General features: G+C 60.7%; 24 protein-coding genes. 16 read left to right on the top strand and 8 right to left on the bottom strand.

Features of this window, described 5'->3' with window-relative positions:
- Nucleotides 1-97: 97 nt before the first annotated feature.
- The 3 genes from MIC97_RS03700 (at nt 98) to MIC97_RS03690 (ending at nt 1,935) form a co-directional block, all read left to right on the top strand.
- Nucleotides 98-355, top strand: a complete 258-nt coding sequence (locus tag MIC97_RS03700; protein WP_183830523.1) for a GlsB/YeaQ/YmgE family stress response membrane protein — start codon at nt 98-100, stop codon at nt 353-355.
- A 134-nt stretch (nt 356-489) separates the two neighbouring features.
- Nucleotides 490-1,461, top strand: a complete 972-nt coding sequence (lipA, locus tag MIC97_RS03695; protein ID WP_239798897.1) for a lipoyl synthase — start codon at nt 490-492, stop codon at nt 1,459-1,461.
- A gap of 12 nt (nt 1,462-1,473) precedes the next feature.
- Complete coding sequence (locus MIC97_RS03690; RefSeq protein ID WP_239798896.1) at nt 1,474-1,935, top strand: type II toxin-antitoxin system RatA family toxin; 462 nt, start codon at nt 1,474-1,476, stop codon at nt 1,933-1,935.
- Here MIC97_RS03690 and MIC97_RS03685 read toward each other — a convergent pair.
- The gene (locus tag MIC97_RS03685; RefSeq protein WP_239798895.1) at nt 1,908-2,453 is read right to left on the bottom strand and encodes a CinA family protein; all 546 of its coding nucleotides are present in this window, start codon (nt 2,451-2,453) and stop codon (nt 1,908-1,910) included. The two genes, MIC97_RS03690 and MIC97_RS03685, sit on opposite strands and share 28 nt — an antisense overlap.
- Complete coding sequence (locus tag MIC97_RS03680; protein WP_239798894.1) at nt 2,450-3,679, bottom strand: bifunctional 2-C-methyl-D-erythritol 4-phosphate cytidylyltransferase/2-C-methyl-D-erythritol 2,4-cyclodiphosphate synthase; 1,230 nt, start codon at nt 3,677-3,679, stop codon at nt 2,450-2,452. The genes MIC97_RS03685 and MIC97_RS03680 overlap by 4 nt, the downstream gene beginning before the upstream one ends.
- Before the next feature lie 139 nt (nt 3,680-3,818).
- Between MIC97_RS03680 and dusB the strand changes: the two genes are divergently transcribed.
- The 6 genes from dusB (at nt 3,819) to MIC97_RS03650 (ending at nt 11,780) form a co-directional block, all read left to right on the top strand.
- Entirely contained in the window at nt 3,819-4,838 is a 1,020-nt protein-coding gene (dusB, locus tag MIC97_RS03675; RefSeq protein WP_239798893.1) for a tRNA dihydrouridine synthase DusB, read from the top strand.
- Nucleotides 4,835-5,977 (top strand): nitrogen regulation protein NR(II), encoded by a 1,143-nt coding sequence (locus MIC97_RS03670; protein ID WP_239798892.1) that lies wholly within the window; start codon nt 4,835-4,837, stop codon nt 5,975-5,977. The genes dusB and MIC97_RS03670 overlap by 4 nt, the downstream gene beginning before the upstream one ends.
- Nucleotides 5,974-7,428: a nitrogen regulation protein NR(I) gene (gene ntrC / locus MIC97_RS03665; protein WP_239798891.1), complete on the top strand. Its 1,455-nt coding sequence runs from the start codon at nt 5,974-5,976 to the stop codon at nt 7,426-7,428. The genes MIC97_RS03670 and ntrC overlap by 4 nt, the downstream gene beginning before the upstream one ends.
- 113 nt (nt 7,429-7,541) lie before the next feature.
- Complete coding sequence (locus MIC97_RS03660) at nt 7,542-9,824, top strand: PAS domain-containing sensor histidine kinase (RefSeq protein WP_239798890.1); 2,283 nt, start codon at nt 7,542-7,544, stop codon at nt 9,822-9,824.
- On the top strand, nt 9,814-11,175 hold the full coding sequence (locus tag MIC97_RS03655; RefSeq protein ID WP_183830497.1) for a sigma-54 dependent transcriptional regulator: 1,362 nt from the start codon (nt 9,814-9,816) through the stop codon (nt 11,173-11,175). The genes MIC97_RS03660 and MIC97_RS03655 overlap by 11 nt, the downstream gene beginning before the upstream one ends.
- 269 nt (nt 11,176-11,444) lie before the next feature.
- Nucleotides 11,445-11,780, top strand: a complete 336-nt coding sequence (locus MIC97_RS03650) for a septal ring lytic transglycosylase RlpA family protein (RefSeq protein ID WP_239801018.1) — start codon at nt 11,445-11,447, stop codon at nt 11,778-11,780.
- A 54-nt stretch (nt 11,781-11,834) separates the two neighbouring features.
- Here the strand turns inward: MIC97_RS03650 and gloA are convergent, their stop codons facing one another.
- On the bottom strand, nt 11,835-12,275 hold the full coding sequence (gene gloA / locus MIC97_RS03645) for a lactoylglutathione lyase (protein ID WP_239798889.1): 441 nt from the start codon (nt 12,273-12,275) through the stop codon (nt 11,835-11,837).
- A 184-nt stretch (nt 12,276-12,459) separates the two neighbouring features.
- Between gloA and MIC97_RS03640 the strand changes: the two genes are divergently transcribed.
- The 3 genes from MIC97_RS03640 to MIC97_RS03630 all read left to right on the top strand — a co-directional run bounded on the left by MIC97_RS03640 (nt 12,460) and on the right by MIC97_RS03630 (nt 14,638).
- Complete coding sequence (locus MIC97_RS03640; RefSeq protein ID WP_239798888.1) at nt 12,460-13,056, top strand: cold-shock protein; 597 nt, start codon at nt 12,460-12,462, stop codon at nt 13,054-13,056.
- A 163-nt stretch (nt 13,057-13,219) separates the two neighbouring features.
- Entirely contained in the window at nt 13,220-13,759 is a 540-nt protein-coding gene (locus MIC97_RS03635) for a DUF192 domain-containing protein (protein ID WP_239798887.1), read from the top strand.
- A 111-nt stretch (nt 13,760-13,870) separates the two neighbouring features.
- The gene (locus tag MIC97_RS03630) at nt 13,871-14,638 is read left to right on the top strand and encodes an alpha/beta hydrolase (RefSeq protein WP_239798886.1); all 768 of its coding nucleotides are present in this window, start codon (nt 13,871-13,873) and stop codon (nt 14,636-14,638) included.
- 45 nt (nt 14,639-14,683) lie between these two features.
- On the opposite strand, the gene MIC97_RS03625 is transcribed toward MIC97_RS03630, so the two are convergent.
- Together MIC97_RS03625 and MIC97_RS03620 are read right to left on the bottom strand one after the other, a co-directional pair.
- Nucleotides 14,684-15,337: a hypothetical protein gene (locus MIC97_RS03625; protein ID WP_183830480.1), complete on the bottom strand. Its 654-nt coding sequence runs from the start codon at nt 15,335-15,337 to the stop codon at nt 14,684-14,686.
- Nucleotides 15,334-15,633 (bottom strand): DUF3572 domain-containing protein, encoded by a 300-nt coding sequence (locus tag MIC97_RS03620; protein ID WP_239798885.1) that lies wholly within the window; start codon nt 15,631-15,633, stop codon nt 15,334-15,336. Before MIC97_RS03620 ends, MIC97_RS03625 begins: the two co-directional genes overlap by 4 nt.
- 253 nt (nt 15,634-15,886) lie before the next feature.
- On the opposite strand from MIC97_RS03620, the gene MIC97_RS03615 reads away from it, so the two are divergent.
- On the top strand, nt 15,887-16,243 hold the full coding sequence (locus MIC97_RS03615; RefSeq protein ID WP_275592389.1) for a response regulator: 357 nt from the start codon (nt 15,887-15,889) through the stop codon (nt 16,241-16,243).
- On the top strand, nt 16,240-17,613 hold the full coding sequence (locus tag MIC97_RS03610) for a PleD family two-component system response regulator (RefSeq protein WP_239798884.1): 1,374 nt from the start codon (nt 16,240-16,242) through the stop codon (nt 17,611-17,613). The genes MIC97_RS03615 and MIC97_RS03610 overlap by 4 nt, the downstream gene beginning before the upstream one ends.
- A 309-nt stretch (nt 17,614-17,922) precedes the next feature.
- Here the strand turns inward: MIC97_RS03610 and MIC97_RS03605 are convergent, their stop codons facing one another.
- The 3 genes from MIC97_RS03605 to MIC97_RS03595 all read right to left on the bottom strand — a co-directional run bounded on the left by MIC97_RS03605 (nt 17,923) and on the right by MIC97_RS03595 (nt 20,601).
- A complete protein-coding gene (locus tag MIC97_RS03605; RefSeq protein WP_239798883.1) occupies nt 17,923-18,246 on the bottom strand; it encodes a BLUF domain-containing protein in 324 nt (107 codons plus the stop codon).
- A 157-nt stretch (nt 18,247-18,403) separates the two neighbouring features.
- The gene (gene rpmG, locus MIC97_RS03600) at nt 18,404-18,571 is read right to left on the bottom strand and encodes a 50S ribosomal protein L33 (protein ID WP_035033210.1); all 168 of its coding nucleotides are present in this window, start codon (nt 18,569-18,571) and stop codon (nt 18,404-18,406) included.
- A 152-nt stretch (nt 18,572-18,723) separates the two neighbouring features.
- Nucleotides 18,724-20,601, bottom strand: a complete 1,878-nt coding sequence (locus MIC97_RS03595; protein WP_239801017.1) for an LTA synthase family protein — start codon at nt 20,599-20,601, stop codon at nt 18,724-18,726.
- Between the two features lie 295 nt (nt 20,602-20,896).
- On the opposite strand from MIC97_RS03595, the gene fabD reads away from it, so the two are divergent.
- Both fabD and fabG read left to right on the top strand, forming a co-directional pair.
- Nucleotides 20,897-21,838, top strand: a complete 942-nt coding sequence (gene fabD / locus MIC97_RS03590; protein WP_239798882.1) for an ACP S-malonyltransferase — start codon at nt 20,897-20,899, stop codon at nt 21,836-21,838.
- A 41-nt stretch (nt 21,839-21,879) separates the two neighbouring features.
- Complete coding sequence (gene fabG, locus MIC97_RS03585; protein WP_239798881.1) at nt 21,880-22,617, top strand: 3-oxoacyl-[acyl-carrier-protein] reductase; 738 nt, start codon at nt 21,880-21,882, stop codon at nt 22,615-22,617.
- Nucleotides 22,618-22,759: the final 142 nt, after the last annotated feature.

The following is a 22,759-nucleotide window of genomic DNA, read 5'->3' as shown; positions in this document are numbered from 1 at the left end:
TCAGGCGCTTTGCTCCCGCACCGGGCCAGCCGTGGAACCAGATGTGAGGTTCGGACGTTGCATGTGAATTCTAATCCTTTCTGGAGGGACCATTCATATGGACGTCAATGGTGTGGGCTGGATCGCGGCTATCTTGGTTGGCGGCGTTGCCGGCTGGCTTGCCGAAATGGTGATGAAGAGCAACATGGGCATCCTCATGAACGTGGTTCTGGGGATCGTCGGCGCAGTGGTGCTGAACGCCATTCTGCAGGCTCTCAATATCGGTTCCTTCGGCGTGGGCTGGCTTGCCTATCTGATCACGGGCTTCGTCGGCGCCTGCATTCTGATCTTCGTCGGGCGAATGGTGCGCCAGTAGCGCCTGGCTCCGACCTGTACTTCGCGAAGGCCGCGGGGGCTTGTGCCTCCGCGGCCTTTCTTATTCCGGAAAAACGTCCTAGATGACAGTGAGTGCGCGGGCCTGTCCTGCGCCAGTGAAGCATTGGATCGGATATGGTCACCGTTCTCGACAATATCGCAAACCCGCCGCGGGTGAGGCACCCTGAAAAGGCGCATCGCCCCGACCAGGAGGTGTTGCGCAAGCCCGAGTGGATCCGCGTCAAGGCGCCGGTGTCGAAGGGCTATGCCGAGACCCGCGAGATCGTGAAGACGAACAAGCTGGTGACCGTTTGTGAGGAGGCCGGCTGCCCCAATATCGGCGAGTGCTGGGAAAAGAAGCACGCCACCTTCATGATCATGGGCGAGATCTGCACGCGCGCCTGCGCCTTCTGCAATGTCGCGACCGGCATTCCGACACCGCTCGACACCAACGAGCCGGATCGCGTGGCACATGCGGTGCGCCAGATGGGTCTCACCCATGTCGTGATCACCTCGGTGGACCGTGACGACCTTGCCGATGGCGGCGCGCAGCATTTTGCCGATGTCATCTACGCCATCCGTGCGGCAGCGCCTTCCACGACCATCGAAATCCTCACGCCGGATTTCCTGCGCAAGGACGGGGCGAAAGCGCTCGAGATCGTGGTCGAGGCAAGGCCGGACGTCTTCAATCACAATCTTGAGACGGTGCCGTCGAATTATCTGACGGTGCGCCCCGGCGCCCGCTATTTCCACTCGATCCGCCTGCTGCAGCGGGTGAAGGAACTCGATCCCTCGATTTTCACCAAGTCCGGCATCATGGTGGGGCTGGGCGAGGAGCGCAACGAGGTGCTTCAGCTCATGGACGATTTGCGCACCGCCAATGTCGACTTCATGACCATCGGCCAGTATCTCCAGCCGACCCGCAAGCACCATCCGGTCAAGCGTTTCGTGACACCGGAGGAATTCCAGTCCTACGCCACCATCGGCAAGACCAAGGGTTTTCTGCTGGTGGCCTCCAGCCCGCTGACGCGGTCGTCCCACCATGCCGGCGAGGATTTCGCCCGGCTGAAGGCGGCGCGCGAATCCTCCCTGCGGAAATCGGCGTAGTTTTTTCGTTTCATGCCAAAGTTCGAGGCCACCCGCCAAGTCTCCCACTCGCCGGATCAAATGTTCGCGCTGGTGGCCGACGTCGAGCGCTATCCGGAGTTCCTGCCGCTATGCGAAGCGCTGACCGTGCAGTCACGCCGCGAGCGCGACGGCAAGACGCTGCTCGTTGCCTCCATGAGCGTGGGCTACAAGGCCATTCGCGAGACCTTCATCACGCAGGTGCTTCTGAAGCCGCAGGAGCGGGCGATCGATGTCAAATACATCGACGGGCCGTTCAAATATCTCAGCAATGTCTGGGAGTTCGAGGAGCACGGATCGGGATGCCTCGTGCGCTTCTTCATTGATTATGAGTTCAAGAGCCGCCTGCTCAGCGCGGTGATGGGAACCATGTTCGATCGCGCCTTCCGAATGTTTGCAGAAGCTTTTGAAAAACGCGCCGATGCGATCTACGGACGTTCGGCTGAAACGGCCTGATCGTCGCCAAGGGCTTTGATGCCCATGCGCAGCGCATGCTTCACCGTCTCGCGCCGGATGAAATCGCGGCCGCGATTGTCGAAGATGCGGTTTTCGACGTGCACGGGCTTGCCCGTTACCGCCAGACCGAACCAGACAAGACCGACGGGCTTTTCAGCGCTGCCGCCGTCGGGCCCGGCGATGCCGGTGACGGCCAGCGCGATGCCTGCGTGGGCGTTTCTCAGCGCGCCTTCGGCCATCTCTGCGGCTGTCTGGGATGATACGGCGCCATGAGCGTCCAGTGTCTGTGCGGAGACGCCCAGCATCTCCATCTTGGCTTCGTTGGAATAGGTGACGAAGCCCCGGTCGACCATGGAGGAAGAGCCCGGAATGTCGGTCATGGCGGCGATGATGAGGCCGCCGGTGCAGCTTTCGGCAGTGGTTGCCAATATGCCGCTGCGCTTGCAGGCCTTCAGGAAGCGATCCGCCAGGTCTCCGACATCCTGATCCCTGATCTCTCCGACGCCTGCTTCCGTCATGCGGGAACCTCTCCGGGGTAGATGACGCTGGCCGTTACGATGGCCGCAATGCCTTCCTCGCGTCCGACGAAGCCAAGCCTTTCATTGGTGGTGGCCTTGATCGAAATACGCTCTGCCGAAATGCCGAGCATCGAAGATAGTTCCGCCACCATCGCTTCACGGTGTGGGCCAATTTTGGGGGCTTCACAGATCAAGGTCACGTCGGCATTGGCGATGCGCCCGCCGCGCTCGCGCACGATCGCCACCGCATGTTCCACGAACAGGCGCGATGCAGCACCCTTCCACTGCGGATCGGAAGGCGGGAAATGAGTACCGATATCGCCGGCGCCGCACGTCGCGAGCAGGGCGTCGGAGAGGGCGTGAAGGCCGACATCGGCATCGGAATGGCCGGACAGCTTGCGCGTGTGCGGAATGCTGACGCCGCACAGCACCACATGGTCGCCGGCCTCAAAGGAATGGACGTCATAGCCATTGCCGGTACGTACATCGGGAAAGCTTGATGCTGTCCCTTTAAGCCTTTGGTCTGCCATGGAAATATCCCTTGCCCATGTGAGCTTTACATTGTCCGGCGAGCCGGGCACCAACATGACGGGGATGCCGGCCCATTCGGCGATCGCCGCATCGTCGGTGAAATCGTGGCGGCCGAGCGCATGCGCCCGGTCATGCGCCTGAAGAATTGGCCTGAACGGAAAACCCTGCGGCGTCTGCGCGCCGTGCAGGCCGGCGCGTGGCACCGTCTCGCCGACCATGCCGCCAAAGGCTTCCCGCTTGAGCGTATCGGCGACCGGCAGGGCAGGCAGCGCGCCTTGCGCTTCGGTGATGGTGTCGATGGTGCGACTGATTAGTTCGGTGTCGCAAAAGGGGCGAACTGCGTCATGAATCAGTACCTTGTCAGGTGCTTTCTCATGCAGGGCGAGAAGACCCAGCCGCACCGATTCCTGCCGTGTCGGACCGCCGATGACGATGGTGACGCGATCATGATGGTCTTCCGCTGCCTTGCGCAGCAATTCGCGGTCGTCGGTATGGATGGCGACGACGACTGTATCCACCTGCGGATGCGACAGGAAGGTTTCCAGCGTATGCGCAATGACGGCGCGGCCGCCAATGTGGCGGTACTGCTTGGGGCCGTCAGCCTGGCCCGCGCGCTCGCCGCGCCCGGCGGCCACGATCACGGCCGCGATCCGGCACGTTCCTTCGCTAACAGAAATGTCGGTTCGCTCAGCCATGGCGGAGGCTTAGTCGTGCGGAACCGGGAAGGCCAGCATTTTCAGCAGGAGAGCGTGAATGTGACATGATTGTGCATTGCATCATTTCCGGGGATTGTTTAAACAATGTGCAGCAATAATATCTGCATGGTTTTTGTGCATGTCTGATCAGGCCATCCTGTCCAAGCCTTTGGATATAGGCGGCGTCGAAATTCGCAATCGCGTTTTTCTGGCGCCGATGTCGGGCGTCACCGATGAGCCTTTTCGCCAGCGCGCTTATGCCCATGGCGCGGGCCTCGTCATTTCGGAAATGGTGGCAAGTGGCGAGCTGGCGAAGGGACGCGCGGGCTTCAACCTGCGCATCCGTCATTCGGGCCTGCCCGTGCACATGGTTCAGCTTGCGGGGCGCGAGGCCTCGCACATGGCCGAAGCCGCGCGCATCGCTGTGGGCGAGGGCGCCGATATCATCGACATCAATATGGGCTGTCCGGCCAAGAAGGTGACGGGTGGTTATGCCGGGTCGGCACTGATGCTGGATCTCGACCATGCGCTGACGCTGATCGAGGCCGTGGTCGGCGCGGTGGACGTTCCCGTCACCGTGAAGATGCGGCTCGGCTGGGATGAAAACGTGCTGAACGCGCCGGTTCTGGCGCGGCGCGCGGAACAGGCTGGCGTGAAGATGGTGACGGTGCATGGGCGCACGCGGTGCCAGTTCTACAAGGGCAGGGCTGACTGGAAGGCGATTGCCGGGGTCAAGGCTGCCGTTACGGTTCCGGTGGTCGCCAATGGCGATGTCGGTTCTCTGGAGGATGCGGGAACGATCCTGCGGGAGTCTGGGGCCGACGCCGTCATGGTCGGTCGCGCGCATTATGGCGCGCCCTGGATGGCCGGCGAGATCGCCTCTGCCGCCGGCGGTGTTCCTGCGCCGGCAATTCCTTCCGCAGGGGGCGAACTGGGCTCCTATGTCACCGCGCACTACGAGGACATGCTGTCGCTTTACGGCAGGGAAAGCGGTCTGCGGCAGGCGCGAAAGCATCTGGGCTGGTATCTCGACCGCCATGCGCCATCCGTTGGCGCGGGCCAGCGCAAGGCGTTGCTGACCTGCGGCGATCCTCGAGAGGTGATTTCGCTTGTGAACGAGATTTTCAGCCAACCCGTCAATGCGAGGGATGCGGCATGAGTTCGATACCGATCAGGACCGCGGATGCAAGCGATGCCGCGCAGATCCTTCTCAACACGATCAGGCGGCCCGTCATCATGGTCGATCCCGAAGGCTACATCTCCTTCGCCAATGCCGATGCCGAGGATTTCTTCCGCTCCAGCGCCCCGGTTCTGAGGCGCAGCACCTTGTCGAAGCTCATTCCCTTCGGCAGTCCGCTGCTGGCCCTTGTCGATCAGGTGCGCGAACGCCGCGCGCCGGTGAACGAATATCGCGTCGACATTTCCTCGCCGCGCCTTGGCATCGAGAAGATGGTCGATCTCTATGCAGCACCCGTTCCCGAATTTCCGGGCTCCGTCGTGGTCATGTTTCAGGAAAGGTCGATGGCGGACAAGATCGACCGTCAGATGACCCATCGCGGCGCGGCCCGCTCGGTGACGGGCCTTGCCGCCATGCTGGCGCACGAGATCAAGAACCCGCTTTCGGGCATAAGGGGTGCCGCACAACTCCTCGAACAGTCGGCATCGGACGAAGACCGCGCCCTGACACGCCTGATCACCGAAGAGACCGACCGCATCGTGGCACTGGTGGATCGCATGGAGGTGTTCTCGGACGAGCGGCCGATTGACCGTTATCCGGTTAATATTCACGTGGTGCTCGATCGCGTGAAGGCGATCGCGAAAAACGGGTTTGCGCGCGGCATCACCATCATCGAGGATTACGATCCCTCCCTGCCGCCGGTTTACGGAAATCGCGACCAGCTTATTCAGGTGTTCCTCAACCTGATCAAGAACGCCGCCGAGGCGGTGGGCAGCGATCCGCTGGGGGAAATCATGCTGACCACCGCCTTTCGCCCCGGCATCCGCATGTCGGTGCCGGGCACACAGGAGCGCGTGTCGCTGCCGCTGGAATTCTGTGTGCGCGACAACGGGCCCGGCGTGGCCGAGGATCTGTTGCCGATCCTGTTCGACCCCTTCATCACGACTAAGACCAATGGGTCGGGGCTGGGGCTGCCGCTGGTCGCGAAGATCGTGGGCGAGCATGGCGGCATTGTCGAATGCGATTCCAATTCGCGTGGAACCACCTTCCGCGTGCTGATGCCGGCATGGAAGGAGACAGTGCCGGATGAACCGATTCCAGATCAGGGAAATGCCCGATGAGCGTGCATGGACAGATACTTGTTGCGGATGACGACGCGGCTATCCGCACCGTTCTAACTCAGGCGCTGTCGCGGGCCGGCCATGAGGTGCGCGTGACCTCAAATGCCGGCACGCTGTGGCGCTGGGTGGCGGCGGGCGAGGGCGATCTGGTGATCACCGACGTGGTGATGCCCGACGAGAACGCCTTCGACATGCTGCCGCGCATCCGCAAGGCGCGGCCCGAATTGCCTGTGGTGGTGATGAGCGCGCAGAACACTTTCATCACCGCTATCCGCGCCTCGGAGGCCGGTGCCTATGAATATCTGCCAAAGCCGTTCGACCTGACGGAGTTGCTTGGCATCGTGCAGCGGGCGCTTGCCGAGCCGCGCAAGGCGAAGGCCGATCACAGGCCGGAGGATCAGTCCGATTCCCTGCCACTGGTGGGGCGCTCCGCCGCCATGCAGGACATCTACCGCATGCTGGCGCGGATGATGCAGACTGACCTCACAGTGATGATCACCGGCGAATCCGGCACCGGCAAGGAACTGGTGGCGCGGGCGCTGCATGAATATGGCCGCCGCCGCAACGGTCCGTTCGTGGCCATCAACATGGCCGCCATACCGCGTGACCTGATCGAATCCGAGCTTTTCGGCCACGAAAAGGGCGCGTTCACCGGGGCGCAAAACCGCTCCACCGGCCGTTTCGAGCAGGCTGAGGGCGGCACGCTCTTCCTTGATGAGATCGGCGACATGCCGATGGAGGCGCAGACCCGGCTGCTACGAGTCCTTCAGCAGGGCGAGTACACGACCGTCGGCGGGCGTACGCCGATCCGCACCGACGTGCGCATCGTCGCCGCCACCAACAAGGACCTGCGCGGACTCATCCATCAGGGCCTGTTCCGCGAAGATCTGTTCTATCGCCTGAACGTTGTGCCATTGAGGCTGCCGGCGCTGCGCGAGCGTTCGGAAGATATTCCCGATCTGGTGCGCCACTTCTTCAAGCAGGGCGAAAAGGAGGGTCTGCAGGCCAAGCGCATTGCCGCCGCCGGCGTCGACCTGATGAAACGCTACCCATGGCCGGGCAATGTGCGGGAGCTTGAGAATCTTGTGCGCCGGCTGGCCGCACTTTATCCACAGGACGAAATCTCGGCCGATATCATCGACGCCGAACTGAACTCGGGCGAAAGGCCGGATCCGGTTGCCGTCGGCACGCTGATTCCGGAGAACCTTTCGATAGGGCAGGCGATGGAGCATTATCTCCAGCGTCATTTCGCGTCCTATGGGCCGGGACTGCCGCCGCCGGGGCTCTATCAGCGCATCCTTGCCGAAGTCGAGCATCCGCTGGTGCTTGCGGCCATGACGGCGACGCGCGGCAACCAGATCAAGGCCGCGGAAATGCTGGGTCTCAATCGCAACACTTTGCGCAAGAAGATCCGCGAACTGGGCATCAACATCTACAAGTCTGCGGGCTGATGCCTCGGTCCTGAGCCGGCTTCGTCAGGGGAGGCCATATTCTCGCCCGTTTTGTTGCATAATCGCCACAATGTTGCATACATGTAACGCAATTCATGGTGTCACAGGGCGGAATGGCGACTCAAATTCTCAGCACCGGTCAGGTGCGACTGCCCAGAAGCCGCGCGCAGGAAGGCAGGCGTCTGCTCGCCCTGCCGGGCATTCTGGCGATACTGGGCGCCCTTTTTACGGCAGGCGCATCATTCGCGATTCTCGTTGGCGCTACGCCCATTGCGCCGGACGGCACCATCACGCTCGTTCTCATCGCGGCGAACGCCCTTTTCATTCTGATGCTGATGGCGCTCATCGGCCGCGAGATTCATCGTATTCTGTTGGCGCGACGCATCGGCAAGGCGGCTTCCCGTTTGCATGTGCGCATCGTGACCATGTTCGCGTTGGTGGCGGCCATACCGGCGATCATGGTGGCGATCGTCGCCTCCATCACGCTGAATGTCGGGCTCGACAGATGGTTCGAGATCAGAACCAAGACGATCATCAACTCGTCTCTTTCGATTGCCGACGCCTATGTGCAGGAGAATGCCCGCAACCTTCAGGGCACGACCCTGTCGATGGCTTATGATCTGGACAGCGCGCGTACGCTCTACGGGCTCGACCGTACCGGTTTTCTAGATCTCCTGAACAAGGAGGCGGTGGGACGAGGGCTTGCCCATGCCGCGCTGGTGAGGTCGGACGGCTCATTCGTGATGAGCGCGCAAACCTCGGCTGATTTCGCCATGCCGGAGCCACCGGAAGGTGCCATCCAGGAGGCTGAGAGCGGGCCGCCGCTGCTGATCGAGCCGCGCACGCGCAACATCATGGGCGCGATCGTCAAGCTGCGCGAGCTTGAGGGGCTGTTTCTCTACACGATCCGGGTGATCGACCCGGAAGTGATCAAGGCCCGCGAGATCGTGCGCGCCAATGTCGACGAATATCGCGGGCTGGAATCGAACCGGCGCCCGTCGCAGATCGCTTTTGCGCTTCCCTATCTGTCGATGACGCTGATCATCATTCTTTCCGCCGTCTGGACCGGCATTGCCGTTGCCGACCGTCTTGTGCGGCCAATCCGCCAGCTGATCGGCGCGGCTGACGAGGTGGCGACGGGCAATCTTGATGTGTCGGTGCCGGTGCGTCCATCCGACGGCGACGTCGCCTCGCTCGGCGCGACCTTCAACAACATGCTGCTGGAGCTGAAATCGCAGCGCAACGAGTTGCTGACGGCAAAGGACCAGATAGACGAGCGCCGCCGCTTCTCCGAAGCGGTTCTGGAAGGCGTGACGGCGGGGGTTATCGGCGTCGACGCGGAAGGCATCGTCACCATCGTCAACCGCTCGGCGGAGATCATGCTGGCAATCGATGCGGAGACAGCCACCGGACAGAATCTCTCCGTGCTGCTGCCGCTGGTCGGCCGGGCTTTCGAGATCGGGCGCAAGTCGGAAAAGCCGGTCTATCGCGAGCAGGTGACATTCTATCGCTCGGGTGCGGAGCGCACCTTCAACATCCAGGTCACCATGGAGGAAGAGGACAACGAGGATGCCTCGAAGTCCTATGTGGTGACGGTGGACGACATCACCGATCTCGTCACCGCCCAGCGCTCGTCCGCATGGGCCGATGTTGCCCGGCGCATTGCCCATGAGATCAAGAACCCGCTGACCCCTATCCAGCTTTCGGCGGAGCGCATCAAGCGGCGCTACGGCAAGGTGATCACCGAGGATCGTGAAGTGTTCGACCAGTGTACGGACACCATCATCCGGCAGGTGGGTGATATCGGCCGCATGGTGGACGAATTCTCCTCCTTCGCCCGCATGCCGAAGCCCGACATGAAGCAGCTGGATCTGCGCGAACCTTTGCGCGAGGCTTCGTTCCTCGTCGAGGTCAGCCGCCCCGATATCCGTTTCGAGCGCCAGTTCGGCAATGAGCCGCTGCCCGGCACATTCGATACGAGGCTTTTGTCGCAGGCTTTCGGCAACGTCATCAAGAATGCGTCGGAAGCGATGGAGGGCGTGGAGCGCGAGGATGGCTCGTCGAGCGTCATCATGATCCGCGCCGGCCGCGAGGGAGACAGCATCCGTGTCGACGTCATCGATAACGGCAAGGGCCTGCCGCGCGAGCATCGTCAGCGGCTTCTGGAGCCCTATATGACGACGCGTGACAAAGGCACGGGCCTCGGCCTCGCTATCGTCAAGAAGATCGTGGAAGACCATGGCGGTCGCCTGGAGCTTCATGATGCACCGCAAGAATTCCATGGCGGAAGAGGCGCCATGGTCACGATCATCCTTCCTGCTGCCGGAGGCTCTGCCCCCACCTCCGCCGGCTCATCGTCTGAAAAAGAAACTGTAAAGGTCGAAAATGGCGTCTGATATTCTTATCGTCGATGACGAAGAAGACATTCGCGAACTCGTCGCGGGGATTTTGAGCGATGAAGGTCATGAAACGCGCACGGCCCATGATGCCGACAGCGCGCTGGCGGCGATCGCGGAGCGCGCGCCGCGCCTGATCTTTCTCGACATCTGGCTGCAGGGGTCGCGGCTGGATGGTCTGGCATTGCTGGACGAGATCAAGACCATGCATCCGAACCTTCCGGTGGTGATGATCTCGGGCCACGGCAATATCGAGACGGCCGTGTCGGCAATACGCCGCGGTGCTTATGATTTCATCGAGAAGCCGTTCAAGGCGGACCGGCTCATCCTCGTCGCGGAAAGGGCGCTGGAAACCTCCAAGCTGAAACGCGAGGTTTCCGATCTCAGGCAGCGCAGCGGAGAGACCTTCGACCTCATCGGCATGTCTTCCGCCATGAGCCAGTTGCGCCAGACGATCGAGCGCGTGGCACCCACCAACAGCCGCGTCATGATCATCGGTCCCTCTGGTTCCGGCAAGGAACTGACGGCGCGCGCCATCCATGCCATGTCGTCGCGCAAGAGCGGGCCGTTCGTGACGCTGAGTGCTGCCACGATCACGCCGGAGCGCATGGAAATCGAGCTGTTTGGCACGGAATCCAACGGCACCGAGCGCAAGGTCGGCGCGCTGGAAGAGGCGCATCGCGGCATTCTCTACATCGATGAAGTGGCCGACATGCCGCGCGAGACGCAGAACAAGATTTTGCGCGTTCTGGTTGACCAGCAATTCGAGCGCGTCGGCGGCACCAAGCGGGTAAAGGTCGACGTCCGCATCATTTCCTCCACTGCGCAGAACCTTGAGGCGATGATCGCGGACGGACGTTTTCGCGAGGACCTGTATCACCGTCTGGCGGTGGTGCCGGTCATGGTGCCGGGTCTTGCCGAACGCCGCGAGGACATTCCCTATCTGGTCGACCACTTCATGAAGCAGGTGGCCCGGCAGGTGGGCATGAAGCCACGCCGTGTGGGCGATGATGCGATGGCCGTGCTGCAGGCTCACAACTGGCCGGGGAACATCCGCCAGTTGCGCAACAACATCGAACGCCTGATGATCCTCGTTCGCGGCGATGACGTGGAAGCGCCGATCACGGCGGATCTGCTGCCGGGGGAAATCGGCGATGTGATGCCCCGCACACCCGGTCAGTCGGATCAGCACATCATGGCGCTGCCGCTGCGCGAAGCGCGCGAGCAGTTCGAGAAGGATTACCTCATCGCGCAGATCAACCGCTTTGGCGGCAATATTTCACGCACAGCCGAATTCATCGGCATGGAGCGTTCCGCTCTGCACAGAAAGCTTAAGTCTCTGGGAGTGTGAGGTAATCCATGATTGAATCCCAGCTGTCCAAAGTAACGCCGGGATGCTTTCAGATTGCGTTTCCTAATTATTTATGAATCCGGCGCGGCGTTCGTATCCGAATATGGGCGACCCGACCTGACAAACTGTTTCCACAGTTTTTCAAACGTGTTCCATGGCGGCGAATCAGGTGGTTGATCACCTCATTTGCCGCCTCATTTCTTGTCTAGTGGCTCCGCACGACCAACGGAGCAGATTTGATGACGAAAAGGAACGGGCGGGCCGTGATCATGGCCGCCGTTGCAGCAGGCGTGATGACGGGTGCCTTTACGACCGACGCTTCTGCAACCATTCAGTGTGGACGTGCATCCTGGTATGCGCTGCATTCCAGGACAGCATCCGGCGAGAAGATGAATCCCTCCGCCATGACTGCTGCACATCGCACACTGCCTTTCGGCACACGCGTGAAAGTCACCAACAAGAAAAACGGCAAGAGCATCGTTGTGCGTATCAACGACCGCGGACCCTTCGTGAAGGGAAGGGTTCTCGACCTTTCCAAGGCCGCGGCCAATCAGCTCGGCTTCATTAGCTCGGGCCATACATCGGTCTGCATGGCGAAGGCCTGACCGCAAGGACAGATTGAGGCCGCCCCTTGTGAACAACAGGGGGCGGCTTTTTTCTTACCAGCTTCCTGTATTCGGCATGGAAGCCCAGGGCTCGGCTTTTTCCCTGGCGTTCCCCTTTTGCAGCAGCTCGATGGAGATGCCGTCAGGGGATTTGATGAACGCCATATAGCCATCGCGGGGCGGGCGGTTGATGGTGACGCCCTTGTCCATCAGTTTCCGGCAGGTTTCATAGATGTCATCGACCTCATAGGCGAGATGGCCGAAATTCCTGCCGCCGGAATAGGTTTCGGGATCCCAGTTGTAGGTGAGTTCGAGCAGGGGCGCGCTCGCCTCGCGTCCGCTTTTCTCGTCCTGATCTGCAGCAAGGAATATCAGGGTGAAGCGACCCTGCTCGTTTTCCTGCCTGCGCACTTCGCTCATGCCTAGCTTGTTGCAATAGAAGTCGAGCGCGGCGTCGACATCGCCGACCCGAACCATGGTGTGTAGATAACGCATGAAAACCTCCTGAGCGGAGCCTGCAACATAGGGTCGGCGTTCGCCGGCGGCAACCGAGGGTGCCGTCAATACAACTGAATGATACGTGCAAAATGTATCTCTGCTCTTGCGCAACTGCGAACCCGGAATGCTATCCTGCAGTTGAAGAATCAGTTGTGTGTTGATGCCAGATGGGGGCGTTCTGATGGGGGAAAAAGCCTCTTTTACGGGGCGGGAAGCGGACCGGACCGACACAGTCGCTCGTCAGGAACATGCTGACAGCGCCGATCTCACCGAAGTTTCCGGTGCGATCAAGTGGTTCGACGTCGCCAAGGGGTATGGGTTCATCCTGCCGGATGAGCCGCATCTCGGCGATATTCTCCTGCATGTCACCTGCCTGCGCCGTGACGGTTTTCAGACCGCTCAGGAAGGCGCGCGCATCGTTTGCCTGGTCAAGCAGGGGGAACGCGGCCTGCAGGCATTCCGCGTCCTGTCCATCGACATGTCGACGGCAACGCATCCCACGGAACTTCCCGAGCAGCGCACCCATGTGGTTGTCACGCCGGAAAGCGGGCTGGAGCGGGCTCTGGTGAAGTGGTTCAATCGCACCAAGGGCTTTGGTTTCCTGACCCGCGGCGAGGGCACCGAGGACATTTTCGTTCACATGGAAACGCTGCGCCGCTTCGGCGTCACCGAATTGCGGCCCGGACAGGTCGTTCTGGTCCGCTTCGGACGGGGCGAGAAGGGCCTGATGGCTGCGGAAATTCACCCCGACGTTGGAACTCTGCCGGTTTCGCACTGACCGCGGATGCCACATTTCTGTGGCTGCCCGTCTATTTCTGTGGCTGATCGCCTCGCGCCATGACGGGCAGGCAGTGCGTTTCTTTTTCAATCATCTTCGATCTTGCCCGGAAAAGCTCCTTGCCAATAAGGTGCCGGCAGAAACTGGCTGAAAGAGTGGCGCAATGATCGTGAAACGCTGGAGTTGGATGGCGGGAGTGCTTGCCTGCCTCGCGCTGGTGATAGCTGTTTCTGTAACGTCTCTCTCGCAGGGAACGGAGGCAGCGGCCGGCCAGCCGATGCTTCTGCCGGTCGACGCGGATCCGCTGGAAATCACCACAACCGCCGGCCCGCGTTTTTTTGCCATCGAGGTGGCTGATAACGGCGCCAATCGTTCGGCGGGCCTGATGTATCGCCAGACAATGCCGGACGATCGCGGCATGCTGTTCATTTTCGAGGAAACCCGGCTGGTGAGCTTCTGGATGAAGAACACGCCCATGGCGCTCGACCTCGTGTTCATTGCGGAGCAAGGCCGCATTGAGGCTATTCTGCCGGGCGCGCCTTATTCCATCGCTCCCATCTCGCCGGAAAAACCTGTTCGCTATGTGCTTGAACTGAAGGCTGGAACGACCGGCAGGGAAGGCATATCTGTAGGCGATATGGTACGGCATCCGAGGCTGAACGAAACCGGGGCCACGCAGATGACGCCCGGGAACGGCGGCTAAGGTTCGGCTTTTACGGGCGGGCAGCGGTTTGAAACAGGCGTGCCTTCAGTTTTGCCCGGTGGTCCCCGGTGGTCCATGCGATCGCGATGCAATTCAGGACAGTGAGTTCACATGCAATTCTTTACCCATGACGGTTTCGATCTCGCTTTTCTCGACCGTGAGCCGGCAAGGGGGAAGGGCGACCCGGTACTGCTCATCCATGGTTTCGCTTCCAGCCATTATGTGAACTGGGTATCGCCCGGCTGGTTCAAGACGCTCAACGATGCGGGTTACCGGGCCATCGCGCTGGACAATCGCGGTCATGGCAACTCCACCAAGAGTTATGACGAAGCCGATTATACGCCGACCAAGATGGCGTCGGATGCAGTGGCTCTGCTGGATCATCTCGGCATCGAGAAAGCGCATGTCATGGGCTATTCGATGGGCGCGCGGGTTTCCGCGTTCCTCGCGCTGGAATCCCCACAAAGAGTGGCGACGCTTGTGTTCGGCGGACTGGGGATCGGCATGGTGGACGGCGTGGGAGACTGGGACCCGATCGCCGATGCCTTGCTTGCGGAAGATCCGGCGAAGACCACGCATCCGCGTGGGCGGGCGTTTCGCGCCTTCGCGGATCAGACGCGCAGCGACCGCAGGGCGCTTGCGGCCTGTATCTCGACCTCACGCGAAGTGCTGACCGAGGACGACATGTCCCGCATCACCCAGCCGACGCTCGTCGCCGTGGGCACCAAAGACGACATCGGCGGTTCGCCGGAAGAACTGGCTGCGCTGATGTCCAACGCCGTGCCATTCGCCATCGAGGGGCGCGACCACATGCTCGCGGTGGGCGACAAGAGCTTCAAGCAGCGGGTGATCGAGTTCTACGGCGAGTATCCGCTGTAGAATTTTGCATCATCGCCCGCCGCGCTTGCGGGCGAAGACGTTTTCTCAGAAACCCAGAGCCGCGGCTATCTTGGGCCTTGCGTCGTGCCAGTCATGTACGATCGTGATGTCCTGTGGCAGTGGCGGCAGGAATTCGCGCAGGCTGTTATCGGCCATCAGGTGGAAAAGATTGGCGTCTGAGACGGATTCGCGAGCCGAAATCAGGTTCGGCGGCTGGTCGTCGACGAAAGCGACGGGCCGGTTGCCGGGACCGCGCAGGCGCGCCACTGCAGGCCCCTTGGCCATTTCCGTGGTGAGCAGAGGATAGGGAAGGCCGAGCGCGTCGAGATGCGCGCGGCGCGTTTCGCGGTGCCGGTGCGGCATTGCCGTCAGCAGAACGATTTCCGCGCGGCCCTCGAAGCTTGCAAGCGCTTCGGGAGCGCCATCGGTGATGCTTTGCCAGTCGGCCTGCCCGGCGAAGAAATCGTCCAGCAGGGCCGTGACTTCGGGCTGCTCGACCAGCCTGCCGGTTCCCGTTTCGGCGATGTTGCCGGTCAGGCGAAACGAGGCCATCGTCAACTGAAGTCCGCGCTGTTCCAGAAAACGGGGAAACGGGCGGATGAACTCAAGCAGGACGTCGTCTACGTCGAGGATCAGGAGCGGCCTGTCGTCCGAGGAGAGTTCTTCAATCTGTCGCAGGGTTTCGGGATCGGCACTCATATCGAACTTTCATAGCTTGTATCGCCTGACGGCAGATGGCGCAGGGCCTGACCGATAGCAGCCGGCGGTGTTCCCGTTGCCTCGCAAAAGCGCAGAAGGGTGGGCTCATGCGCCAGAATGAACTGGAGAACACCCGCCAGAAAGCCGGGTTCGCGCGCTGCCTGCCGGATCGAACCGGCATCGATGCCGGTGATTGCAAGGAAACGTGGCAAAAGTTCGGGGTCCGATGCTACGAAACCGAGGGCGCTGATGGACAAAGCCTCGGCGTGCTCGCGCATTGACGCTGCATCTGTCATTGTTACCCTTCAGTCCTGAGCGAGAATTATTCGAATCGTTCTGGCAAGGTATGTGAATTGCCACACAGGGCAAGTTCTGGAAGCCGTCTGTGGATACCCGACGCAAGATGCGCTTTGTTGACGGTTGATTTCCATTTCATCAATCATCTTGCGCTAGCGTGCATTCGGGTTGGTGCGGCCTGACTGAGTGTAGGGGGACGATGTCATTCTGGAGAATGGCCATCGGGACGGAAAGTCTATGCCGAAGAAAGTAATGATCGTCGAAGATAACGAGCTCAACATGAAGCTCTTTCGCGACCTCATCGAGGCCAGCGGTTACGAAACCGTGCGCACCCGCAACGGTCTGGAAGCGCTCGAACTGGCGCGCACCCACAGGCCCGATCTGATCCTGATGGATATTCAGCTGCCTGAAGTCTCGGGGCTTGAGGTGACAAAATGGCTCAAGGCGGATGATGAACTCCACGTCATCCCTGTCATAGCCGTCACTGCCTTTGCCATGAAAGGCGACGAGGAGCGCATCCGCAAGGGAGGATGCGAGGCCTATATTTCCAAGCCGATTTCCGTTCCGCGCTTTATCGAAACGATCAAATCCTATCTGGGGGATGCATGACCGCGCGCATCCTCGTCGTTGACGACATTCCGGCCAATGTGCGCCTTCTTGAGGTGCGTCTGCTGGCCGAGTACTTTGAGGTCATCACCGCCAGCTCCGGAGCTGAGGCGCTCGATATCTGCGAGACGACCAAGGTCGACGTCGTTCTTCTCGACGTGATGATGCCGGAGATGGACGGGTTCGAGGTTTGCCGCAGGCTCAAGAGCGATCCGGCAACCGCGCATCTGCCGGTCATCATGGTCACGGCTCTCGGACAGGTCTCGGACCGTATCCGCGGACTTGAAGCCGGGGCAGACGATTTTCTGACCAAACCCGTGAATGATCTGCAGCTCATGACGCGGGTGAAGAGCCTCGTTCGGCTCAAGATGCTCACTGACGAGTTGCGGCTGCGTACCGCCACGGCGACCAGCATAGGGCTCGCGAACATTCTCAGCCGTGGCGATAATGGCTCGGACCTGCCTGCCAAGGTGCTGCTGATAGACAGCCGCGCCGAAGTCTTCGAGCGTATTCGCTCGAAGATAAGGGGTGAGATGGAGCTGGAATTCGTCTCCGACCCCAATGCCGGTTTCTTCCAGGCTGCGGAAGGCAATTACGAGTGCGTGATCCTGTCGACGGTTTTGCCGAATGTCGATCCGCTGCGGCTATGCTCGCAGTTGCGGTCTCTGGATCGCACGCGATTCCTGCCGATCATCTTGCTGGCCGAACAGGACGATGACCCCCGCATCATCCGGGGGCTGGAGCTTGGCGTCAACGACTATCTGGTGCGGCCGGTCGATCCCCACGAGCTGACAGCGCGGCTTTATACGCAGATCAGGCGCAAACGTTATAATGATCAGCTGCGCGCCAGCGTCACCCAGTCGATAGAGATGGCGGTGACCGATTCCCTTACCGGTCTTCATAACAGACGCTATCTCGATAGCCACCTTCAGACCTTGTTCGACAGGGCCGTGGCGCGCAGGCGCCCACTGTCGATCATGATCGTGGACTTAGACCGGTTCAAATCGATCAACGACACTTATGGTCATGACGGGGGCGACGATGTGCTGCGCGAGTTTGCACGTCGCCTGAGGCAAAACATGCGCGGAATCGATCTGATCTGCCGGTTTGGCGGTGAGGAGTTCGTTATTGTCATGCCCGATACGGAAGGCGCCGTAGCTGCCAAGGTGGCCGAACGCATACGTGCGGAAATCGCAAGAACGCCCTTCTCGGTCGGCAGGCAGGGCAACCCGGTCGAGATCACCATCAGCGTCGGCGTTTCGTCGGTCAAAAGGCAGGACGACAGCGTTGCGGCGCTTCTGAAGCGGGCTGATCTTGCTCTCTATGAAGCAAAGAAGAACGGCCGCAACCGTGTCGTCGCCAAGGCGGCGTGAGCGTCTCTGCGGAGGGATTCGTCAAGGCGGCGACAGCTGAGAGTTTACCTTAATCCAGCGCTTTCGATTCTCTGGGTTAAGAAATGGTTGATTTTCGCGGTTTCGTGCGCGACGTTGCGGAAATGGTGTAGCAGGCAGTTTCCGGTTACGCCTCAGAGATACCCCATGTTTCTCAGGTCCGCCGCATCTCCTGGGTTCCGTGGGGTTGGCCGGTCGGCCTTGGTAATAGTGGCCTCCTCGTACCGCTGCCATAGTCGACCGGCCCCCGGTTTCCAGGTCCAGTCCCTTTCGGCAAGGCAGCTTGTTCGTCTACAGTGAAAATGCCAGCGTAACGATGTCCACCATCGGACGGCGCACCATGCCCCACGCCTTAAAGTGAGGCTGGTCTATCTCGCTCACGTCGAGCTCGACGATGCCGGAATGGCGCGGGTCGCGCCGGATGGATTCAAACAGGCTTTGAACCTCATGACGCGGGCCTTCCAGTATCTGGCAAACCCGCTCGCCTTCCACCGCCAGAATGCCGCTGATACCGTGTTGCTTGTTGAACTCTGCCGCCTTCCCGGTCAGTTCGTCTATGTCTGCCTCGGTGATGTTGGGATTGAAGGTCGATATATAGGTGAGGCGGATCAGCATTGCGGCAATACCCCCGGCAAAAGAATAAAAAGATCAGTCAGAATCTGATGCTTTTTATCTGCTCGCAAGGATGAAATACAAGGCCACGCAACGAAAGGGCAGCCAACAAAAAAGCCGCCCATCGGGCGGCTTTTTTCTGTTCGCAGGAATCAGAAGATTACTTGATCTTCGTTTCCTTGAATTCAACGTGCTTCTTGACGACCGGATCGTACTTGCGGAACGAGAGCTTGTCCGTCTTGGTACGGCTGTTCTTGCTGGTCACATAGAAGAAGCCGGTATCGGCGGTCGAAAGAAGCTTGATCTTGATGTTCGCGGCTTTTGCCATGTTGCTCGTCCGTTTATGTTCCTGGGGTTAAGCCGCAACAATACGGGGCGGCGCCCGGAAGCGGAAACTTGGCGCGACACATACCGGATGTGCCCGGAATGTCAAGTCTCCGCTCGTTTTCGATCATGCAGCCGTCAACTGGCCCGCAACGATCAGCTCGCATGCGCCACGACATCTCCGATCGTTTCGGGGAAGAAGTCCGGCGCCGCGCGGTGCTTTCCGAACATCATGTCATACTGAAGGTAACGGAAATCGCGGATCGAGGGATCGATCTGCTTCTGCCTTGCCCAGTCGGGCGTCGGCTCTCCATCTGCACTGAGCAGCAGCGAGCGCTCCACCACGCTGTAGCGCTGATGCAGATCGCCCAGAAAGCCCGTGTAGTAAGGATGGCTTATCCCGGCTGTCCTGAATACGTGCAGCGGCAGAAAGGCGGGACTGACGCCACCGACATCTTCAACGCTGCCGCTGCGATTCGACCAGATGACCAAGGGAGTCGAGCGGTGGAGGCGCATGTTTTCGGGCGCATCCCGGCGCGGCGCAACATTGGTCTTCAGGAACCCGGTTTCCACGTAAACGGGCCCCAGAGGCGGCAGATGGTCGCCAAAGAAGGCGATCACCGTCGGACGGTCGCGCTTGCTGGCCCAGTCGATCAGGCGCTGCAACTCGCGGTCGGAATCGGCCGCGCCTTCCGCAAAGCTCGCCAGTGACGCGCGCGCCCAGTCGCTTGTTTCAGCCTGAACGCTGTGGGTGGCATTGCCGTAGCGATTCGGCTCGTAGGGGCCGTGATTCTGGAGGCTCACGGAAAACAGGAAGAGAGGCCTTTCGGCGGCATCTGCCGCGGCGATGATCTCGTCCGTCATCGATTCGTCGGAAACAAGCGGGCCGCGCTTCGCTATGGTCGCCATCGTCTTTTCGGAGCGGAATTCGTCGAAGCCGAACGCCTTGTAGACATTGGAGCGGTTCCAGAACCAGTCCGTGCCGGGATGGATGGCCAGTGTCTGATAGCCTTCCGAGCGCAGGAAGGTTGCCATGGAAGGCAGCGGCTTGCGCACATATTGCTGGTAGGGAATGCTGCCTGCCGGCAGGAAGGCGTTGGAAAATCCTGTCAGCGCCTCGAATTCCACATTGGCGGTCATGCCGCCGAATTCCGGCGAAAACATTTCGCCCGATTGCAGCGCGCGGGTGGAAGCGATCGGATCGGGCGTGATGGTGACGCCGGGCAATTTGCCGGCATCCCAGAACGATTCGCTCATCACCATGATGATGTCTGGCTGTTCCACCGGCAGTGCGGTGTCGACCGCAGGCTTTGGCAGCGAATCGATCGCCTTGTCGGAAAAGCCGGCCGGAGCTGTGACGTGGGCCATCGGCACATTGAGCGCGAAGGCGAGGGTAAAGCCGTTGTTGGCGTAATTTTCCTTCTGGTCCCACATCATCGGGATGATCCTGAGACGGTCGCGGGTCCAGGAGAACGTCGCGTAGTCCATCAGCGAGACGAAGAAGGCGAGCGCCGGCAGAGCCAGTAAGAGGCGCGCGGCGCGGCCCCTGTAGCTCATGCGCGGTATGCGGCGTTGCACATAACGCCACGCATAGAGCAGGGCGGTTATCGTCAGAACAAGCCCCAGCACCAGCGCCACGCCGGTCCATGGCCGTTCACCGACCAGAAGGGGCAGCAGCTCGAAGATCTGGCGGGCAAAGAGAATATCCGTCGGAAACAGCGGATCGCCAAGATAGAGCGACTTCTGGTAGCCGATGAAGGCAAGGGTGAGCGTTATCGGCGCAACGGTCAGCAATCCGAGCCAGGCGCGGCCAAGAATGGCGTCCAGTCCGAGCAGAAGGAGCGCAAACACAAGAACCGTGGTCCAGCCGGGCTTGTATGGTTGCGTAAAGAAGGCAACCGCACCTGCGAAATCGCCACGGAAAATCCATTCGATGGCAAAAACAAGCAGGGCTGAAGCAAGGACCATCAGCACCGCATGACGGGCACTTGCGTTCAGCGCCGAACGGTTGCTGCCGGACGCCGTGGCATCCATGCGTGCTGCCTGTTCAGCAAATTCTGGTTTGCGTTTCACCAACTCACAACTTTCCCATTGAATGCCAGCGTCATAGAACTGTCATGCATATGTCACGAAAAGCTATTGCGTGTGGCAAAAATGGGAATAGCCGACGAAAGAATCGTGTTCGTTTTTAACGATATGTGATCCCTTTCCCGCTCCGTCGGATAAAGAGCCATTCCTGCTTCAAAAGCCCGGCAGAAGGGGTGCGGGCTTGACTTGCCTTGCTTCAATGCGTCACACGCGGGATTAAGAGCACAAACCGAGGCTGATCATGGCAATAGCATTCACGTTCCCGGGGCAGGGCAGTCAGACCGTGGGCATGGGCAAGGAACTTGCCGACGCTTACCCCGAAGCGCGCAGGGTGTTCGAGGAAGTGGACGAGGCGCTGGGCGAGAAGCTTTCGGCGCTGATCTTCGAGGGACCCGAAGAAACGCTGACCCTGACAGCCAATGCCCAGCCGGCCCTGATGGCAGTGTCGCTTGCCGCCATGCGGGCTCTGGAATCAAAAGGTTTTTCCCTGCAGGAAAAGGTCGCCTATGTGGCCGGCCATTCGCTTGGGGAGTATTCGGCGCTTGCCGCCGCCGGCTTCGTTTCCATCGCCGATGCGGCACGCCTGCTGCGTATTCGCGGCAATGCCATGCAGGCAGCCGTGCCGGCGGGCGAGGGCGCCATGGCCGCCATCATCGGACTGGAGCAGGCGGATGTGGAAGCTGCCTGCACGGAAGCCGCGCAAGGTGAGGTCTGCCAGATCGCCAATGACAATGGCGGTGGCCAGCTCGTTATTTCGGGCAGCAAGGCGGCCGTGGAGCGCGGAGCGGCACTGTGCACGGCCAAGGGCGCCAAGCGCGCGCTGATGCTGCAGGTTTCCGCGCCGTTCCACAGCGCATTGATGGGCCCGGCTGCGGATGCGATGCGCGAAGCGCTGGCGGCTGTGGCACGACATGCTCCGGTGGTTCCGGTGGTGTCGAACGTCTCCGTGCAGCCCGCCACCGACACTGATCTCATCACTGCGCGCCTCGTCGAGCAGGTGACGGGCAGGGTGCGCTGGCGCGAAACGGTAGAGTGGTTTGGCGCGAATGGCGTCACCACGCTTTATGAAATTGGCGCTGGAAAGGTGCTTTCCGGGCTTGCGCGCCGTATAAATCGCGATATCGCTGTCAGTTCCGTCGGGACGCCGGCCGATATCGAGGCGGCGCTTGCCGCTCTCGGCTGATCACGGACTGATCGCTGCTGGCGACGTTTATGGAGGCAGGAATGTTTGATCTGACAGGCCGCAAGGCGCTGGTAACGGGTGCGACGGGCGGAATCGGCGAGGCGATCGCCCGCGTGCTTCACGCGCAGGGCGCCGTTGTCGGCCTGCACGGCACGCGCGTCGAAAAACTTGAAACGCTGGCCGGTGAGCTTGGCGAGCGCGTAAAGCTCTTTCCGGCTAACCTGTCCGATGCCAGCGAGGTCAAGGAGCTCGGCCAGAAAGCTGAAGCAGAACTCGAAGGCGTGGATATCCTCGTCAACAATGCCGGCATCACCCGCGACGGCCTGTTCGTGCGCATGAGCGATGCCGACTGGGATGACGTTATCAACGTCAATCTCTCCGCCGTTTTCCGCCTCACCCGAGAGCTGACCCATCCGATGATGCGCCGCCGCCATGGCCGCATCATCAACATCAGCTCCGTCGTCGGCATTACCGGAAATCCGGGCCAGGCCAACTATTGCGCCTCGAAGGCGGGCATCATCGGCTTCTCCAAGTCGCTGGCGCAGGAGATCGCAACCCGCAACATCACGGTCAACTGCGTTGCGCCGGGCTTCATCGAATCGGCGATGACCGACAAGCTCAACGACAAGCAGAAAGAGACCATCATGTCGGCCATCCCGGCCCGGCGTATGGGAACGGGCGACGAAGTCGCCTCCGCAGTTGCTTATCTCGCCTCGAATGAGGCCGCCTACGTCACCGGCCAGACGATTCATGTGAATGGCGGCATGGCGATGATCTAGGGACAGCTGGCTTTTCGCCTTGGATATGCGGGGAATTTCGTGTAATGCGGCCCGCAATTCCAAGGCTCTTGCCGGAATTGGCCTGCTTCACTGTGTTTCTTGCAGGACCATCTTTCAACTTGATTAGCGTCATGACGACCGC

Source organism: Aquamicrobium sp. NLF2-7 (assembly GCF_022359935.1).
GTDB classification, from domain to species: Bacteria; Pseudomonadota; Alphaproteobacteria; order Rhizobiales; family Rhizobiaceae; genus Mesorhizobium; species Mesorhizobium lusatiense.
Note: the sequence above shows the minus strand (reverse complement) of the source record. Positions and strands in the feature narration are given on the sequence as shown.

Excerpts from the sequence above, each read along its gene's own strand:
- MIC97_RS03700 (WP_183830523.1), top strand. The coding sequence starts at position 98 with ATGGACGTCAATGGTGTGGGCTGGATCGCGGCTATCTTGGTTGGCGGC.
- lipA (WP_239798897.1), top strand. The coding sequence starts at position 490 with ATGGTCACCGTTCTCGACAATATCGCAAACCCGCCGCGGGTGAGGCAC.
- MIC97_RS03690 (WP_239798896.1), top strand. The coding sequence starts at position 1,474 with ATGCCAAAGTTCGAGGCCACCCGCCAAGTCTCCCACTCGCCGGATCAA.
- MIC97_RS03685 (WP_239798895.1), bottom strand. The coding sequence starts at position 2,453 with ATGACGGAAGCAGGCGTCGGAGAGATCAGGGATCAGGATGTCGGAGAC.
- MIC97_RS03680 (WP_239798894.1), bottom strand. The coding sequence starts at position 3,679 with ATGGCTGAGCGAACCGACATTTCTGTTAGCGAAGGAACGTGCCGGATC.
- dusB (WP_239798893.1), top strand. The coding sequence starts at position 3,819 with ATGTCTGATCAGGCCATCCTGTCCAAGCCTTTGGATATAGGCGGCGTC.
- MIC97_RS03670 (WP_239798892.1), top strand. The coding sequence starts at position 4,835 with ATGAGTTCGATACCGATCAGGACCGCGGATGCAAGCGATGCCGCGCAG.
- ntrC (WP_239798891.1), top strand. The coding sequence starts at position 5,974 with ATGAGCGTGCATGGACAGATACTTGTTGCGGATGACGACGCGGCTATC.
- MIC97_RS03660 (WP_239798890.1), top strand. The coding sequence starts at position 7,542 with ATGGCGACTCAAATTCTCAGCACCGGTCAGGTGCGACTGCCCAGAAGC.
- MIC97_RS03655 (WP_183830497.1), top strand. The coding sequence starts at position 9,814 with ATGGCGTCTGATATTCTTATCGTCGATGACGAAGAAGACATTCGCGAA.
- MIC97_RS03650 (WP_239801018.1), top strand. The coding sequence starts at position 11,445 with ATGGCCGCCGTTGCAGCAGGCGTGATGACGGGTGCCTTTACGACCGAC.
- gloA (WP_239798889.1), bottom strand. The coding sequence starts at position 12,275 with ATGCGTTATCTACACACCATGGTTCGGGTCGGCGATGTCGACGCCGCG.
- MIC97_RS03640 (WP_239798888.1), top strand. The coding sequence starts at position 12,460 with ATGGGGGAAAAAGCCTCTTTTACGGGGCGGGAAGCGGACCGGACCGAC.
- MIC97_RS03635 (WP_239798887.1), top strand. The coding sequence starts at position 13,220 with ATGATCGTGAAACGCTGGAGTTGGATGGCGGGAGTGCTTGCCTGCCTC.
- MIC97_RS03630 (WP_239798886.1), top strand. The coding sequence starts at position 13,871 with ATGCAATTCTTTACCCATGACGGTTTCGATCTCGCTTTTCTCGACCGT.
- MIC97_RS03625 (WP_183830480.1), bottom strand. The coding sequence starts at position 15,337 with ATGAGTGCCGATCCCGAAACCCTGCGACAGATTGAAGAACTCTCCTCG.
- MIC97_RS03620 (WP_239798885.1), bottom strand. The coding sequence starts at position 15,633 with ATGACAGATGCAGCGTCAATGCGCGAGCACGCCGAGGCTTTGTCCATC.
- MIC97_RS03615 (WP_275592389.1), top strand. The coding sequence starts at position 15,887 with ATGATCGTCGAAGATAACGAGCTCAACATGAAGCTCTTTCGCGACCTC.
- MIC97_RS03610 (WP_239798884.1), top strand. The coding sequence starts at position 16,240 with ATGACCGCGCGCATCCTCGTCGTTGACGACATTCCGGCCAATGTGCGC.
- MIC97_RS03605 (WP_239798883.1), bottom strand. The coding sequence starts at position 18,246 with ATGCTGATCCGCCTCACCTATATATCGACCTTCAATCCCAACATCACC.
- rpmG (WP_035033210.1), bottom strand. The coding sequence starts at position 18,571 with ATGGCAAAAGCCGCGAACATCAAGATCAAGCTTCTTTCGACCGCCGAT.
- MIC97_RS03595 (WP_239801017.1), bottom strand. The coding sequence starts at position 20,601 with ATGGATGCCACGGCGTCCGGCAGCAACCGTTCGGCGCTGAACGCAAGT.
- fabD (WP_239798882.1), top strand. The coding sequence starts at position 20,897 with ATGGCAATAGCATTCACGTTCCCGGGGCAGGGCAGTCAGACCGTGGGC.
- fabG (WP_239798881.1), top strand. The coding sequence starts at position 21,880 with ATGTTTGATCTGACAGGCCGCAAGGCGCTGGTAACGGGTGCGACGGGC.